This is a genomic window from Gemmatimonadota bacterium, assembly GCA_009838645.1.
Taxonomy (GTDB): domain Bacteria; phylum JAAXHH01; class JAAXHH01; order JAAXHH01; family JAAXHH01; genus JAAXHH01.
Genome location: VXRC01000049.1, coordinates 198,229 through 215,021, shown reverse-complemented (window position 1 = coordinate 215,021; position 16,793 = coordinate 198,229). Strand labels below are relative to the sequence as shown.

Genomic DNA, 16,793 nt, shown 5'->3' with positions numbered 1-16,793 from the left:
CGGCGGGTCGAAAGACGATTCCTTCGTACACACGATCGCACTGTAACGAAAGGACCATGATGCCCAAGAACATCGTCGTACTCATCACGGATACCTTCCGCCACGACAACCTGGGAAACCGGGCGGAGCGGTCCGTGCGAACGCCGGAGTTGGACCGTTTCGCCGCGGAACGGGCGACGGAGATCACAAAAGCCCACATGGGTAGCTTTCCCACGATCCCCCATCGTACCGATTTCGCGACGGGGGTCACCGGATGGCCCCATTACGGCTGGCAGCCCATCGACCTGAGCGGGCCCAACCACGCGGGCAGGATGCTCGGCGAACAGGGTTACGCCACGCAGTTGATCTGCGACTGTCCCCACCTGTTCAAGGCCCGTTTCACCGATGGCTTCGACGCGGCGTACCAGAACCGGGGCCAGGAGGGCGACAGACCGCTGCTCCACCTCAACGACCCCATAGAACGCGTCGTCCAGGACGACAAAACCCGCGGTCACCCGCGCTATCGGGGCCATGCACTCGTCAATCAGCACCGCTGGATCAACCATTACTACCGGTATGAATCCGACGTCTTCTCCGCGCAGACCGCGCAGACCGCCGTTCGATGGCTCGAGGAAAACGCGGAATCCGGCCCGTTCTTCCTGTGGGTGGATTTCTTCGATCCCCACGAACCCTGGGATCCGCCGGAATATATGGTGCGGCGCTACGACCCCGATTACACGGGACCGCCCATGCTGCATCCGAACTACGGACCGTCCTCGGCCTATACGCCGGAGGAACTGCATAACCTGTGGGCCCATTACGCCGCGGAGACGGAACTGGTGGACCGCCATATCGGCCAGGTCCTGCAGAAGATCGACGACCTGGGTCTCTGGGACGATACCATCGTGACCGTCATGTCGGACCACGGCATGTCCATCGGCGAACACGATCGGACCGGCAAGTCCAACATCCAGGAGGACGACGGAAGGTTCTGGCCCATCTACCCGGAGATCGGCCACGTCATGCTGATGCTGGCCGGTGGCGGCGTGCCCCGCGGGGCACAACTTCCCCTGATTACGCAGACGATCGACCTGTTCCCGAGTCTCTGCGACCTGGCCGGCGTCACAGTGGACCCGCCGAAATCTTTCGATGGTTTGTCCTTTGCCGGGGCGGTGCTGGAAGGCCGGGCCACCCACCGCGAGTATGCGGTAAGCGGCTGCCACCTGGCGGACCCGTCAGAAGGCCTGGCGAGGCGCGCCACGACGCCCTTTCTCGTTACCGATCGTTGGGGCTACGCACCCGTCGGAGCAGACGGACGACCCGAGCTCTACGACCTGCAGAAGGACCGTCTGGCCCAGCAGAACATCGCCGACGGCAACGAGGCTGTCCTGGATGACCTGCATGCCCTATTCCTGGCCCACCTGGCGGAACACCACGCTCCGGAAGACGTGGCCGCTCTCTGGAGCAAGGCGGGCGGCAGCGGGAACCTCAAGGGCAAATGGGCCATAGACTATCCCGGGGAATAGGAAAACCTTCCGTGGAAAACGTCGACGAATACAACCGGTTCGAGAAGCTCGTCCATCGATTCGATCCGCACGCCAAGCTGAAGCGCCATCGCAGCCTGCCCGGCGGCTACTCGGCCGATGTGACCGTCCTGGAACTCGAAACCTGGGTAGGTACGTCGAGAAAGCTCATTCACCGGCTGCACGGCGAGGTGGACCTCCAGCAGAACCCGAACGTGGCCGCGGACGAGTTCCGCGTGCTGCAACTGACCCACGCCGCGGGGCTGGCCACGCCCGCCCCGGTCTACCTGGACGCGAGGGATCCTCTTTTCCCCACGCCCTCCCTGGTGCTGGAATATGCGGAAGGCGTTACCGATCTGAAGCCCGGCGATCCGGCGGAGTATGTGATGCAGATGGCCCGTGAACTGGCCAGGATCCACAGGATGGATACGGCCGGCCGGGATCTTTCCTTTCTTCTGCGGGTGGAGGATGACTGCGCTTCGGCAGTCGGGAGGCCGCCGGATGCTCCCGGCATTACCGCGGGCGAACGCGAACTCCTCGCGCTGCTCGCGCCGTGCTGGCCGCTTCCCCGCAACAATACGCCGGTCGTCCTGCACGGCGACTACTGGCCGGGGAACACCCTCTGGCGGGATGGACATCTCACGGCGGTCATCGATTGGGAGGACACCCGGCGAGGGGACCCGCTCTTCGACGTATCGAACGCCCGGTTCGAGATCCTGATGCTCTTCGGCGCCGAAATCATGGATACCTTCACCCGCCACTACGAATCCCTGAATCCCGTGGATTCCGGATGCCTGCCCTGGTGGGATTTCTACACGGCGTTTCGCGTGGTGAACAAACTCGACTTTCTCGCCACGGACGAACGGGACGTATCCCTGATTCGCGCCGATCATCACTGGTTCGTCGAGCAGGCGCGCAGCCGTATGGGATCGTGCCGGGCCACGCGTCAGTCGCCAAAATAACCCTTGCCCGAAACCCCTCCTCGGCATACATTATACGCCGAAGTTTTCGGGGCGTAGCGCAGTCAGGTAGCGCACCAGCATGGGGGGCTGGTGGTCGCTGGTTCAAATCCAGTCGCCCCGATTCCGGCAAGGCAGCCCACCGGGCCCTTGCCCCTAGATCGGTCATATATCGGGGCGTAGCGCAGCCCGGTCAGCGCGCCTGCTTCGGGAGCAGGAGGTCGGGAGTTCAAATCTCCCCGCCCCGATCCGATTTCTCAAACAATAGAAATTCAGCACAGCCATCCTACCTTTTCGCTTCCGTACCCCGTTACCCCGCGACTTCACCGCCGGATGCTCCGGCAGGTCGCCGATTACGTAGTACCGCGATCTGGCGCGCTGTCTCGTCCCGATGATACGAACGCGCCCTGATCGACCGGTCATCAAGGAGGATACCGCCATGTCGTACCGGATACGCGTTCTGCCGGCCGTCGTCCTATTCATTGGCGCCGCGCTATGGATGATCACACCGGGCACGGTCCGGTCCCAGGTCTCGGACCAGCCGGATACCCCCTTCAAACTCGCCACCTTCGAGGCCACGGGAACGATCCGCATCGGCATGGCGGTTCAGTCGGGCCAGACCGACCAGGCGAGCCAGGCTGACCAGACGGACCAGGCGGGCCAGGAAAGGCTGATGGACCTGCACGAGGCGAACGCCTACGTCACCCGGCAGCTTGGATTGCCCGTGGTATCCGTTCCCAAGGAAATGCGCGCACTGATCGAGCAGTACGACGCCGTTGCCAACCGCATGTACACGATCGCGAACTACATGGGCGCGGAAAACCGCCTGTCGAACCCGGACCTGCCCTTCGTTTTCGATCCGATGAACGTCTCCTTCAAGGCGCCGATCAAGTATCCCTACAACCTGCTGGCGGCCGCGGCAAACTACCGGGCCCACGCGGACGAGATGGAGGAATCGGCCATCGGAGGCGCGGGTTTCACCGCCGTTGAAGTGGACGTGGACGCCGAAGAACCCTATTTCTTCGCCAAGTCGCCAAGATCCACCATCATCGATCCGGGCGAACCCTACTACGTGCCGAAGGACGTGAACATCGACTGGGAAGTCGAACTGGCCATCATCATCGGCAGGCCGGCCCTGGACCTGACCCTCGAAAATGCCCACGACTATGTCTTCGGCTACAGCATCGTGTTCGACGTCAGCCGCAGGGGCGGCTCAGGACTGAAGCCGATCAACCGCATGTTCCCCGGTCCGAACTGGTTCAATGGCAAGAGCAGCGACCGCGCCGCCCCCTTCGGGCCCTACATCGTGCCCAAGGAGTTCATCCAGCATGACGATCTCGAAATTAAGACCTGGGTCAACGGCGTCATCAAGCAGGACAGCAACACCAGCTACATGATCTACGATGTAGCGCACATGATCCGGTACCTGACCTCCGTCCAGACCCTCTATCCGGGCGACGTGATCGCCACGGGCACGCCGGACGGCGTGGGCCGCGCCCAGAATCCGCCCGAATACCTCCAACCGGGCGACGTGGTGGAAATGGAGATCGAGGGCATCGGCCGGCTCGTCACACCCATGGAAGCCAAGCCATGAAGACCCTTGTTGCCGCGCTTTTGAGCGGAGCGATCGCCGCTGGCTGCGGATCTTCACCGGAGGGCGATGCTGCGGAGGGCGATGCTGCCCCGGTAGTCGAATCCCCGCCCCAGACCGCCATAACGGACGAATACGTCCTCCGCGCCGACGCGCTGGCGGAGGATCGTACGCCCCCCGAACCCGATCCCGCGAGCTACGGAATGGACCCGGAAACCGGGCGGTTCGTCTACCCCGCGGTCACGCCCCATCAGCATGAGTCTAGACCCTTCGAAGGTCAGCTGGACTACTGGGATACGAACGAGTACGCGAAGGCCATGACCGTAGAGGCTTACTACCCGATTACGGTCGAACCCTTCCATACCTGGCAGAACATCGTGGACTTCGACGGCCGAAGGTACATGTACCAGTACGTGCGGCGCGCCCTGAAAATCTACGATATCACCGATCCGAAGGACTTGCGGGTCGTCCACGAGAAGGGCAGTACGTGGACCGGTGAAGGGCCCGGCGAGGAGGTCAATCCCTATGACGAAGGCGACATGTTCGGCGCCGCGTCCATCCAGTGGAACGAGGATCTGGGCAAGTACATCATGGTGCAGGCCTTCGAGATCCGGCGCTTCGGCGTACTGAGCGACAAGCGCGCGGAACCGGACAAGGTGATGGCGATACGCCACGCCAATCATCTCAAGGGGTTCAGGGTATACGAGATGAACGGGCCCCTGCCGGATGACTGGACATTGATCGCTGAACGAACCACAGACTACGAGCACCCCGACGCGCCGATCGGACAGCAACAGGGCTCCGGCGTCCGGGACATCCCGGCCTGGCACGGCGGAGAGTACATGTTCGTCGCCGCGGCGCCCAGCGAGGAATACGCGCTTACGGAATACCCGAGCGACCTGTACTCGGCCGGCTACCAGGCGTGGGACATGACCGACCCGGCCGATCCCGTGTTTCTCAGCCAGTTCAACGTGCCGGGCCAGAAGCTGGGCGATCCCGATGACGAGGCCGCCTACCGGGCCAATCCCCGCGCGGGGAACCGGACCTCCTGGTTCGGCGCGCGCATGTCGATCTTCATGGCCAGGCCCGTGGAGGAAGGCGGGAGGTACGGTTATGCCGCCATGGGCGGCCTGGGGTTCTACGTGCTGGACATCTCGGACCCGACCGAAATCAAGGCGCTGGGGCATCTCAACTTCCCGCCCAGCGTAGCGGGCACGGAAGGGGACTATATCAACGTGACCCAGGTGGAAAAGACCGGCGTGGTCTACTTCTCCGGTTATCCGCTGAACGAAGACGGCTGGGAGCCCTACAAGGACATCTTCATGATCGACGTGAGTGATCCCGATAATCCCGGACTGCTCGGTACGCTGCCCAGGCCGGCGCCGCCCGCGGATGCGCCGTTCACGGATTTCGTCCAGCGGCGCGGAAGTTTCGGGCCGAAAAGAAGCGGCTATTATACCCAACCCGGCACGCCGAAGGAGGACATCCTCCTCTATGCCTTCTACAACGCCGGCGTGCAGGTGTTCGATGTCTCCGACCTCACCGATCCGAAGATTACCGCTTACTTCGTACCGAAATTCGACCCGTCCCGCACCCCGGAATATGCCCTGGGCAACCTGACCCACGGCATATACGTCGAATACGACCGCAACCTGGTCTGGCTGTTCACCAATCACGGCTTCTACTGCCTGTCCTCCCCCGTGCTGGGCGAACCGCATCTCGGTCCAACCGAGACGCCCTGGCCACGCAGGAACTAAACCATGGTCAAGGCGGTGCTGACCGACCTGGACGGCGTAGTCCGCAGGTGGGATCCCGGGATCATGCACCAGGCGGAATCCACCGCGGGGCTCCCGCCTGGTGCCCTACCCAATACGGCATTCGAACCTGATCTGTTGCTCCACGCCACGACGGGGCAGATCGACGATGAAAGCTGGCGGTCGGAGGTGGCTGAACGGCTCCGGCTTCGGTATCCGACTGCGGACGGCCGGGAAGCGGTGCGGTTGTGGTCCCGTTCGCCGGGCGAGATCGATACCGATGTGTTGGATCTGCTGCTGCGATGTCGCGACAGTGCGAGCCTGGTGCTCATCACGAATGCCACGACCAAACTTGACTCCGATCTCAAGCGGCTGGGCATCGGCCCGGCATTCGACCACGTCGTGAATTCCTCGTCGATCGGATTGGTAAAACCGCAACCTGGGATCTTCAACACGGCCCTCGAGCTGCTCGGCATCAAGGCGGACGAGGCGTTCTTTATCGACGACAGGGCCGAAAACGTAAACGCCGCGGCCGAATTGGGCATGGGTGGACATCACTACACGACGATCGGACGCCTGAAACGCGCCCTGGAGCTCCACGGCCTGCCGGTTTGAATGTCCAGCTTGCACCCTCGACCCTGCGATCCCGCCCATCATGAAGTCGCGGCAATGCGGCTCCTGCCATAAAGGGCTTTACATCAAAAAAGCGAGACACTACATTGGCCAAATATTTGCAAAACTTTTCAATATCAGATCGCCTGTCTTGTATACAGGGAATACGGGCTTGAATCCCTACGCCGGTCCGTGACTTCTCTGTGTCTAAACGATTTTGTACATGCGATTCGTAGCACCAATCAACCTGCATCAACGGAGGCAGCGTGTGATGAGTAGATTTTCCCCCTTGTTTCGATGGACGCCGCCGGTGATCGCGCTGGCCATGGCGATCACGGTATTAGCATCCTGCGAACCCGCGGCACAAAGGGCGCCGGGCAAGATTATCCCGGTGGAGCAGCCTGACAGCGAATGGCGCATGCTGGGCCGCGACCTGGCCTATACGCGGTATTCCCCGCTGGACCAGATCAACGCGGATAACGTGGACCGCCTTGAGGTAGCCTGGCGATGGAAGCAGGACAACTTCGGCCCACGTCCCGAATACTATGCCCAGCCGGTACCCATCTACGTGGGGGGCATGCTTTATTCCACGGCGGGTACGCGGCGCAGCGCCATGGCCATCGAGCCTGAAACCGGCGAGACGATGTGGACCTACCGCCCGGTGGAGGACGAAGAACGCTGGGCGACGGCTCCGCGGCGAAATTCGGGCCGCGGCGTCTCGTTCTGGACCGATGGGCAGGGCGACAACCGGGTCATCCTGATCACCCGGGGCTTCTACCTGGTAGCCCTCGACGCCCAAACAGGCATCCCGGTGGCCGAATTCGGCAATAACGGCGTGGTCGACATGATGGAAGGCTGGCGTAATGCCGAAAACGTCACGCCCGTCGGCAACCTGGCCAACACGTCTCCCGCGACGGTTGTGGGGGACATCATCCTCGTTCCGCCGGCCCTCGCCGCGGGATTCCGGCCCCGATCGATGACCAACTCGCCGGGAGACGTCGTGGCCTACGACGCCCGTTCCGGCGCGATCCTCTGGAAGTTCAAGGTCATTCCGGACGAGGGAGAAGAAGGCGCGGAGACCTGGGAGCAGAATTCGAGATCCTATACCGGTAACGCCGGCGTATGGACCTCCATCTCCGCCGACACCGAACTGGGCTATGCCTATCTGCCCGTAGAGGCGCCGACGAACGACTATTACGGCGGGCATCGCCTGGGTGACAACCTGTACGCGAACAGCCTGGTGGCCGTGGATTACACGACGGGCGAGAAGATCTGGCATTTCCAGATCGTCCATCACGATATCTGGGACTATGACAATCCCGCCGCGCCGATCCTGGCCGACGTGACGATCGACGGCGAGCCGCGCAAGATCGTGATCCAGAACACCAAACAGGGCTATTCCTACGTCTTCGACCGGGTAACCGGCGAACCGATCTGGGACATGCCCGAGACGGACGTCCCCGCGTCGGACGTTCCGGGCGACCGGGCTTCGCCCACGCAGCCGATTCCCGTGAAGCCCGCCCCGTGGGAACACCAGGGCATCAGCCAGGACGACCTGGTGGACTTCACACCGGCGGTGCGCCAGGAGGCAATCAACCTGATGGCCAACCACCGGTACGGACCGCTTTACCAGCCGCCTTCGCTCGCGGAGGCGCCGGACGGTACCATCGGCACGATCCAGATCCCGGGCGCGAACGGCGGGGTCAACTGGAACATGACCTGCCTCGACCCGGTCACCGGCGTCAATTTCATACCCTCCAACACCAGCATATCGAAGCTGGCGTTGCGGGCGCCGGATCCCGAGGAGTCCGACATGGACTACTTCTCGGCCGGTCTGAGAGCGCCGCGGGTCTTCGGCCAGATCCCGCTGGTCAGGCCGCCCTGGGGACGGATCACCGCGGTCGACATGAACACGGGCGATCACGTCTGGATGGCGCCGAACGGCGATACGCCGCAGGCCATCAAGGACTTGCCTGAGCTGGCGGGCGTCGATCTGCCCCGTACCGGCAAGGCCACCCGGATCGGTTCCCTGGTGACGAGCACGCTGCTCTTCGCCGGCGAGGGCTTCGGGGGAGATCCTTATCTTCACGCCTACGACAAGGCGACGGGCGAAGTCGTCGCGTCGATCGAACTGCCGGCGGCCCAGAGCGGCATGCCCATGACCTACATGCACAATGACGTGCAGTACCTCATCATGACGGTTGGCGCCGGTGGCCATCCCGCCGAACTGATCGCATTGAAGCTGGGTCCGGAACCCGAAGCCGAAGAAGGCGAATAACCGGCAGGACCGGGATCGCCGCAGTTGGCGACTAAAACAGGAGATTCGCAATGAAACGCTACATCTGGAGCCTGGCGGCCGCCGCCCTGATCGCGGCCTGCATGCAGGGCACGGCGGCCGCGCAGGACAATGTGCTGACCGAAGCGGAGCAGGAGGCGGGCTGGAAACTGCTGTTCGACGGCCAGACCCTCCTGGGCTGGACCCACCGCGGCGGCAACGCCACGTGGGCGGTCGAAGACGGCATGCTCACCGGTGAGGTGACGGGCCGGGGACCCGGTTACATCGGCACCTACGACGAGTTCACGAATTTCGAGTTGAGCGTGCAGTTCAACCAGGACGCCGGTCACAACAGCGGTGTCTTCGTGCGCGGACCGCGCGATACCGGGGCGGGAGTGAACCAGTACTCCTTCTACGAGATCAATATCGCGGATACCCACGGCTCGGGCTACACCACCGGCAGCATCGTGGCGCTGGCCAAGTACGAACCGCCGCCGAAGACCGAAGGCCAGTGGAATACCATGGTCATCACCGCCGACGGACGTGACATCACGGTTACGCTGAACGGGGAAGAGGCCGTAAATATCCAGAATGCCTCCCATTACAGCGGCGTCGTCGTGCTGCAGGCCTTCGGCCAGGGCAAAATTCGTTTCAAGAACGTCAAGATTCGTTCATTGGATTAGTGAACACCGCGGGGCGGACCCGTTGTCCGCCCCGCCACATCGACTCGGTACTCGATGAAAACGATTCTCCCAGCCTGCGGCGCCCTTTTTCTGCATCTGTTTCTGCATCCGCTCCCCGCCCACACCTGGCCGCAGTCGACTCCGGACACCACCGAAGTTGCCGTAGATCACGTCCTCCAACCCATTGAAGTCACCGCTACCCGCTACATCCGGGAGATCCTCGACATACCCTATGCCGTGGACCGGGTGGACCGGGACGAGATCCAGCTCGCCGAACCCGGGCTGTCCCTGGAGGAGAGCGTCCGTGGACTTCCGGGCATCATCGTAAACAACCGGAACAACGTGTCCCAGGGCGACCGGATCAGCATCCGCGGCCTGGGCAGCCGGGCGTCCTTCGGCGTGCGCGGGGTGAAGCTGGTGCTGGACGGCATACCGCTGACCATGGCCGACGGCCAGTCCCAGCTCAACAATCTCGATCTCACCTCGGCGGGTCAGATTGAAGTACTGCGCGGTCCGAGTTCGTCGCTTTACGGCAACGCGGCAGGCGGCGTCATCCAGATCCGCACCGAAGAGGCCTCGCACCGGCCTCTCGAAGTCACCCCCCGTTTCATGACCGGTTCCCACGGCCTGCGGCGCATGCAGGGCAAGGCGGCCGGCACCGCGGGCAGCAGCCGGTTTCTGGTGAATTTCAATACGCTCTGGTTCGACGGGTTCCGCGACCATGCCTTCGCACGTTCGACTGGCATTAATTCGATCGGGAAACGGAAGATCGACGATACCTGGACCGTCACGGCCGTGGCCAATTACTATAACGCCCCGTACCAGTACAACCCGAGCTCTCTCGACAAGGCCACGGCCGAATCGGACCCCGCCAGCGCGAGGGCCTTCGTCCAGCGCCAGGGCGCGTCCAAGAAAGTCAGACAGGTCCAGGGCGGTCTGTCCCTTCGTTACGAGACACCCGGAACCGAGGGTGAGATCACGGTCTTTGGCATGGGACGCACGCTGTTCAACCCCATACCGGGCCGGATCATCGACCTGGACCGCAAGGCCGGGGGAATCCGGGGCGTGTACAGCCGCGAGGGCGGGATCGGAAACGGTGGATACCGGATGACGGCCGGAGTAGACCTGGAGATGCAGCGCGACGAACGGCGTGAATACGGCAATGGCGGCATTCCGGGAGACCTCGTGGGCTCGCTGGACGACGCCCGCGTCTTCGACGAAATCTCGCGCGGCGACAAACGGCTGGACCAGGAGGAAGGCGTGGATGGAATCGGCCCCTTCGTGGAGCTGGAGTGGTCACCCGTTACCGATGTTTCGGTCACCTTGGGCGGGCGGTACGACCGGTTCCGGTACGAGGCGACGGACCGGTTCCTGAATGACCGGACCGACGATTCGGGAACGCGGAACATGGCGCAGTTCAGTCCCCACCTGGGCGTGGCCTTCCGGCCTGCTCCGCTCACGGCGGTATACGGCAATTTCTCCACCGCCTTCCAGACGCCGACCACCACGGAACTGAGCAACCAGCCCACGCAGGCCGGCGGTTTCAACCCGGATCTCGAGCCCGAACGAATCCGCGGCTTCGAGGCAGGTATCAAGGGATTCCTGCCCGATGCCGGGTTGGCCTATGACGCGGCCCTCTTCACCTTCGGCATACGCAATATGCTCGTGCCTTTCCAGATCGACAATCCGGAGACGGACGAGGTCTTCTTCCGCAATGCGGGCAAAACGCGGAACCGGGGCATCGAACTTAAGCTGACCTGGTCTCCCCTGCCCGCGGTCAACCTGGCGTTGGCCTATACAGGCATGAAATTCAGGTTCGACGACTTCGAAGTCGAGCGGGAGGTCGATGGAAGCGCCTCGCGCTTCCAGTTGTCGGACAACGAAGTGCCCGGCGTGCCGCCCCACCACCTGTTCGCCGGATTCACCTACACCCATCCGGACAATGGCGCGTTCGTGGAGTTGAATGCGCAATGGACGGCGGAGTACTTTGCCAACGACTTCAACGGGCCCGCTCCGGGGAGCGGAAAGCCCGAATCCGACTTCGTCAACGACGGCTACGGCCTCGTTGATGTGCGCACGGGAATCACCTATACTGGAGAAATGGTCGGCGGCGTCCTGTTCGCCGGAGTCAACAACCTGTTCAATACGCGTTATAATGGTTCCATCGTCCCCAACGCCTTCGGGGACCGCTTCTTCGAACCGGCCGCGGACCGGACGTGGTACGTGGGACTCGGCCTTCCCATCGGTGCGGGTTCGAGATGACATCCCGCCGGGCCGGATGAGCCGTTCCCAATGAAGACACAGGAGTCCGCACATGAATAGGTTTATGCGCGTCCTTGGCCAGATCGCCTTCGTGATCGTCCTCGATGCCCTCGTGATCGGCGTGATCTACTACGAAGCGGAGCGATCGAAAGTCGCACTGGCCAATGCACAGGCCGAGGCGGCCAAGCCCGTGGCCATGTTCGATCCCCGGACCGGATTGGAACTGAATCACCGGACCCGGCTGATCATGGGCGACGGCTACCCCGTCGTGGAAAGGGAATGCGCGCAGTGCCATCCGACCCAGATCATCCGCTCGTACCGGGCGAACCGCGAGGAGTGGCTGGACGCCATCCGGTGGATGCAGGATGAGAAGGGCCTGAAGACATTCGATAGCAAGACCGAAGACACCATCCTGACCTATCTCGAAAACTACTACGGCAAGTAGCGGTCCCGATGTCCCACCAGGTCGAGTCAGAAATCGATGCTATCGGGTACGCCTATGACCGGGGCTGGTCGGACGGCCTGCCCGTCGTACCGCCCACCCGCGATCGCATCGACCGGATGCTGGACGCAAACGGACTCGAGCCCGGCCGGGTAATCGGGCGGGTGCCCGAACGAAAGCGAACCGTCACGGCGGAACGGGTCGCGGCCAACGCGGTGATGGCCGGTTGCACAGACGCGCTACTCCCCGTGGTACTGGCCGCAGTGGAAGCCGTCCTGGACCCGGCATTCAACATCGTCGGCCCCTCGGCCAGCACGGGAGGAGCCGCGCCGCTGGTTATCGTTCACGGTCCTGTCGTGACAGCGCTGGGTTTCAATGCGGAGACGGCGGTGCTCGGCGCGGGCAACCGGTCCAATCTGACGCTGGGCAGGGCCCTGAACCTGGTGATCCGGAACGGTATCGGCAGCGTGCCCGGGGACCTGGACCGGGCGACGGTATCCCATGCTGGACGCATCGCGTACTGCCTGCCGGAAGCGCGTTGCCCCGGCTGGCCGACCCTGGGCGAGGAATTGGGTGTTCCCACGGACCGCGGCGCCGTAACGGTATTTGCCGCTGAAGCCCCCCATTCCGTGGCCGACCACGTGAACGACGTGCCTGACGGCCTGATCGACTCGTTCGCGCGCGTCGCCCGCACGACCAACTACGCCGGCGCCGCCATGGTTTTCGTCATCTGCCCGGAACACCGGTCGGTCTTCGGCCGGGCCGGGTGGACGCGCGATACGATCCGGGACGCGCTGTTCGAACGTACGGCGGCCGCGGGACGCGAAATCCACGCAACGGGCCGGCACGACGACCTGGAACCCGATGAACGCATCACGCTGACGCCGGACCGGGAAGGGATTTGGATCGTCTTCGCGGGAGGCTCGGCGGGCGGACATTCCGCCATCATCCCCTCCTGGCTGGGAGCCGGAAGGGGAGTCGGGTCGAGGCCTGTGACGCGCCTGGTCTCCCGATCGTAACGACCGTATAACGACCGCAATGCACGCCGCCGATCCGTCGTCACCCCACAGGCTCACGGAGCATGGAATATGCCCATAACTCTCGTCGATCCCACGTCCACGGCCGCAGCCGCAGAAGCGGTCCTTCGGCCGGCCCGTCGTCCGCTCGGTCCCGGGCACACCGCAGCCGCGCTGGTGGGCAACGGAAAGCCCAATTCCGATGTCATCCTGCGCGGCGTCTTCGAGCGGTTGAGCAAACGCCTGGACCATCCCGTGGAATCGCTCGAATTCACCAAGGAAAGCGCCAGCCGCGTGCTGTCCGACGAGATGACCGGTCTCATCGTGCGGCGCTGCCATTTCGCCCTCGTGGGCGTCGGCGACTGAGGCTCCTGCAGCGCGTGCAGCATGCACGATGCCCTCATCCTGGAGCACCTCGAACTACCGTCCGTACTGCTGTGTACGACCAATTTCACGCACACCGCCCGGGTACTGGCGGAGCAGCTCGGACGCGGCGACTATCCGATCGTCGAAATCGATCATCCCATCGGCCGGATCGACGAAAGCGGACTCGCCGATCGGATCGGCCAGGCGGTGGATGAAGTCATTGAACTGTTGATGTAGGAAATTCATGTAAGTAAAGGTGTAACAATCGGTTTCAATTACGGTAAATTCCGTGGCTTCAGGAGGTGAACCATGTTTAAAATCGGTTGGAAACTGGTCCCGGCCGCGCTGCTGGCCGGAATCGTCAACCTCGCCGCGGAAGCCCAGCAGACGGCGCCGCAGGCGGGTCTGCGGGAAAACCCTTCGCGGGTACACGCCCTTGAAAACGCCCGGATATACGTCCGCCCCGATCTCGTGATCGAAGAGGGGGTCGTGGTCATCCGGGACGGGCTGATCGTCGAGGCGGGGGCCTCCGTCATCATTCCGCCGGATGCCCAGCGGTGGGACTACTCCGGCCAGACGATTTATCCCGGTTTGATCGAGATGTTCACGCAGGCCGGACTGCCGGAAGAGGAAGGGGGTCCGTCCTCGGGGTCCGCCCACTGGAACCCCACCGTCCGTCCGGAGCGTTCCGCCGCCGAAGCGTACCGCGTCAGCGAGTCTGAGATAGAACGGTTAAGGAAAACCGGATTCGCGGCGGCCATGGTCGTGGCCGACCGCGGCGTGTTCGCGGGCAGCAGCGCGGTCGTCAACCTGGGATCCGGATCCCCCAATGAGAACATTCTGAAGCGCGACGTCTTTCAGCACCTGCGCATGGAACGGAACCGGAACCGCACCTATCCGGCCTCCATGATGGGCGTCGTGGCCCTCATGCGGCAGACGATCCTCGACGCGCAGTGGTACCGGGATGCTCACGCGGCCTACGCCGCGAATCCCCGCCAGGACCGTCCGGAGGACAACGACGCGCTGGCGGCGCTGGACAGGGTGGCCGCCCGCGACCAGGCCGTGCTAGTGAGTGTCGATGACGACCACGCCTTCCTGCGCGCCGTCCGCCTGGCCGATGAATTCGGATTGCGGCTCCTCGTGCGGGGCAGCGGCCATGAATACCGCATGCTGGACGCAGTCCGCGAAGCGGGTGCGCCTGTCATCCTGCCCCTCGATTTTCCCCGGTCGGACGATCTCTCCGTCTCCACGCCGGAAGACGCCCTGGACGTCACCCTGGCAGCACTGCGGCACTGGGAACTGGCGCCCGGGAACCCCGGAAGGCTGCAACGGGCCGGAATCCCCATCGCACTGAGCAGTACGAGGCTGGACAAGGGCGCCGAATTCCACGAAAGGGTGCGTGAGGCGATCGAGCACGGTTTGGAATATGAAGCGGCGCTGGCCGCGTTGACCACGACGCCCGCGTCCATGCTCGGACTGAGTAGCCGCCTCGGAACCCTGGATCCCGGTAAGCTGGCCAACATGACCATTACCGACAGCCCCCTCTTCGCGGAGAACGTGAACGTGCAGGACGTCTGGGTCGCGGGCAACCGCCACGTGGTCACCCCACGGCCGGTCACCGATCCCCGGGGCGCGTGGGTGGTCGTGCTGGAGGGCGACAGCCTGTCGCTGTCCATCGAAGGCACACCGGGGGCGCCGAAAGGGACCCTGGACAAGGACGGGAACTCCATGAGGGCGGTCAGCATGGCGTTGGAAGACGCGCGTCTCGCATTCAGCGTGGAGGACGAGACGCTGGGAGAAACCGGCGTATGGCGTTTCTCGGGTTCGATCCAGGGAGACCGGATTACCGGCCGGGGGATCCGCCCCGGCGGCGAAAGTGTGGTCTGGTCGGCCGAACGCACCGCACCGCGGGAAGCGGAAACGAAGGACGTACCCGCGCCGGCCGATGTGGCTGAACCTCCGGCGCTGTACCCTCCGGGCGCCTTCGGCAGGGAAAGCGTACCAGTACAAACGGAACATCTCGTCGTCCGGAACGCCACGGTGTGGACGCTGGACGAGCGGGGCAGGCTGGAGAACGCGGATGTGTTGATCCGCGAAGGAAAGATCGCGGAAGTCGGCACGGGCATCACCGCACCGGAAAACGCCGTGGTGATCGACGGGACCGGCAAGCACGTCACGCCCGGTATCATCGACGCCCATTCGCACACGGCTATCCTGGAGGGTATTAACGAAGGAACGCAGGCCGTGACCGCCGAGGTGGGCATCGGCGACGTCATCGACAGCCACGATATCGCCATGTACCGGGAACTGGCCGGAGGACTCACGGTGGCCAATGTGCTGCACGGTTCGGCCAACCCCATCGGAGGGAAGAACCAGATCATCAAGCTGAGGTGGGGCGGCGGTCCCGAGGCGCTCAAGTTCACAGAGGCCAAGGCGGGGATCAAGTTCGCCCTGGGCGAAAACGTCAAGCGCAGCAACTGGCGCATCCTCAGCGACCGCTACCCACAGAGCCGCATGGGGGTCGAGCAGATCATCCGCGACCGGTTCCGGGCAGCCCGGGAATACCATCAGGCGTGGGACAGATACGAGGCGCTGGCGGACAAGTCCGACGTCGTGCCGCCCCGCCGGGATCTCGAACTGGAAACGCTGCAGGAAGTCCTCACCGGTGAGCGCCTCGTCCACTGCCACTCCTATCGGCAGGACGAGATCCTGATGCTCCTCCGGGTGGCCGATGAATTCGGGTTCACGATCGGTACCTTCCAGCACGTGCTGGAGGGATACAAGGTCGCGCCGGAGTTAGCCGCCCACGGCGCAGGCGCATCCGCTTTCAGCGACTGGTGGGCCTTCAAAGTGGAAGCCTACGACGCCATTCCCCATAACGGGGCGTTGATGCACGACGCGGGCGTGCTGGTCACCTTCAACTCCGACAGCAACGAACTCGCCCGGCGTTTGAACACGGAAGCCGCCAAGGCGGTGAAGTACGGCGGGGTGGACGAGGTGGAAGCCCTGAAGTTCGTCACATTGAACGCGGCGATCCAACTGGCCGTCGATCCCTGGGTCGGATCGCTCGAGCCGGGCAAGGACGCCGACTTCGTGATCTGGAACGGCCATCCCCTGTCCACTTATACGAAGTGCGAACAGACGTGGATCGACGGAAGGAGGTACTTCGATATCGAAGAGGACCGGCAGATGCGGATCGAAGTCGAAAAAGAACGGACCCGGCTGATTCAGAAACTGCTCAGATCACCGGAAGCAGACGAGTCCGAGACCGAAGAACAGGCGCCGGAGGCGTAGGCACGTACAAGCCGGTATCCCGGCGAATGGAGGCTGG

General features: G+C 63.4%; 13 protein-coding genes and 2 tRNA genes. All 15 read left to right on the top strand.

What is annotated here, in order from left to right; all coding sequences use genetic code 11:
* The first annotated feature begins 56 nt into the window (after positions 1–56).
* Positions 57–1,505, top strand: coding sequence for a sulfatase-like hydrolase/transferase (locus F4Y38_14870; GenBank protein MXY50564.1), 1,449 nt, complete (start codon positions 57–59; stop codon positions 1,503–1,505).
* Positions 1,478–2,464, top strand: coding sequence for a phosphotransferase (locus F4Y38_14865; protein MXY50563.1), 987 nt, complete (start codon positions 1,478–1,480; stop codon positions 2,462–2,464). Before F4Y38_14870 ends, F4Y38_14865 begins: the two co-directional genes overlap by 28 nt.
* Positions 2,465–2,511: 47 nt before the next feature.
* Positions 2,512–2,585 (top strand) — tRNA-Pro (locus F4Y38_14860).
* A 49-nt stretch (positions 2,586–2,634) separates the two neighbouring features.
* A tRNA-Pro gene (locus F4Y38_14855) sits at positions 2,635–2,709 on the top strand.
* 143 nt (positions 2,710–2,852) lie between these two features.
* Positions 2,853–4,055 carry a fumarylacetoacetate hydrolase family protein gene (locus tag F4Y38_14850; protein MXY50562.1) on the top strand — a complete coding sequence of 401 codons (1,203 nt, stop codon included), beginning with the start codon at positions 2,853–2,855 and terminating at the stop codon, positions 4,053–4,055.
* Positions 4,052–5,809, top strand: a complete 1,758-nt coding sequence (locus F4Y38_14845) for a hypothetical protein (protein MXY50561.1) — start codon at positions 4,052–4,054, stop codon at positions 5,807–5,809. The genes F4Y38_14850 and F4Y38_14845 overlap by 4 nt, the downstream gene beginning before the upstream one ends.
* Positions 5,810–5,812: 3 nt before the next feature.
* Entirely contained in the window at positions 5,813–6,421 is a 609-nt protein-coding gene (locus F4Y38_14840) for an HAD family phosphatase (protein ID MXY50560.1), read from the top strand.
* 220 nt (positions 6,422–6,641) lie between these two features.
* Positions 6,642–8,696, top strand: a complete 2,055-nt coding sequence (locus F4Y38_14835; protein ID MXY50559.1) for a PQQ-binding-like beta-propeller repeat protein — start codon at positions 6,642–6,644, stop codon at positions 8,694–8,696.
* A 50-nt stretch (positions 8,697–8,746) separates the two neighbouring features.
* Entirely contained in the window at positions 8,747–9,376 is a 630-nt protein-coding gene (locus F4Y38_14830) for a DUF1080 domain-containing protein (GenBank protein ID MXY50558.1), read from the top strand.
* 54 nt (positions 9,377–9,430) lie between these two features.
* On the top strand, positions 9,431–11,638 hold the full coding sequence (locus F4Y38_14825) for a TonB-dependent receptor (protein MXY50557.1): 2,208 nt from the start codon (positions 9,431–9,433) through the stop codon (positions 11,636–11,638).
* A 52-nt stretch (positions 11,639–11,690) separates the two neighbouring features.
* The gene (locus tag F4Y38_14820; protein MXY50556.1) at positions 11,691–12,083 is read left to right on the top strand and encodes a hypothetical protein; all 393 of its coding nucleotides are present in this window, start codon (positions 11,691–11,693) and stop codon (positions 12,081–12,083) included.
* Between the two features lie 8 nt (positions 12,084–12,091).
* A complete protein-coding gene (locus tag F4Y38_14815; protein ID MXY50555.1) occupies positions 12,092–13,099 on the top strand; it encodes a hypothetical protein in 1,008 nt (335 codons plus the stop codon).
* A 69-nt stretch (positions 13,100–13,168) separates the two neighbouring features.
* The gene (locus F4Y38_14810; protein ID MXY50554.1) at positions 13,169–13,462 is read left to right on the top strand and encodes a hypothetical protein; all 294 of its coding nucleotides are present in this window, start codon (positions 13,169–13,171) and stop codon (positions 13,460–13,462) included.
* Between the two features lie 21 nt (positions 13,463–13,483).
* Positions 13,484–13,699, top strand: coding sequence for a hypothetical protein (locus F4Y38_14805; protein ID MXY50553.1), 216 nt, complete (start codon positions 13,484–13,486; stop codon positions 13,697–13,699).
* 72 nt (positions 13,700–13,771) lie between these two features.
* Positions 13,772–16,756: an amidohydrolase family protein gene (locus tag F4Y38_14800; GenBank protein MXY50552.1), complete on the top strand. Its 2,985-nt coding sequence runs from the start codon at positions 13,772–13,774 to the stop codon at positions 16,754–16,756.
* The last annotated feature ends 37 nt before the right edge of the window (positions 16,757–16,793 follow it).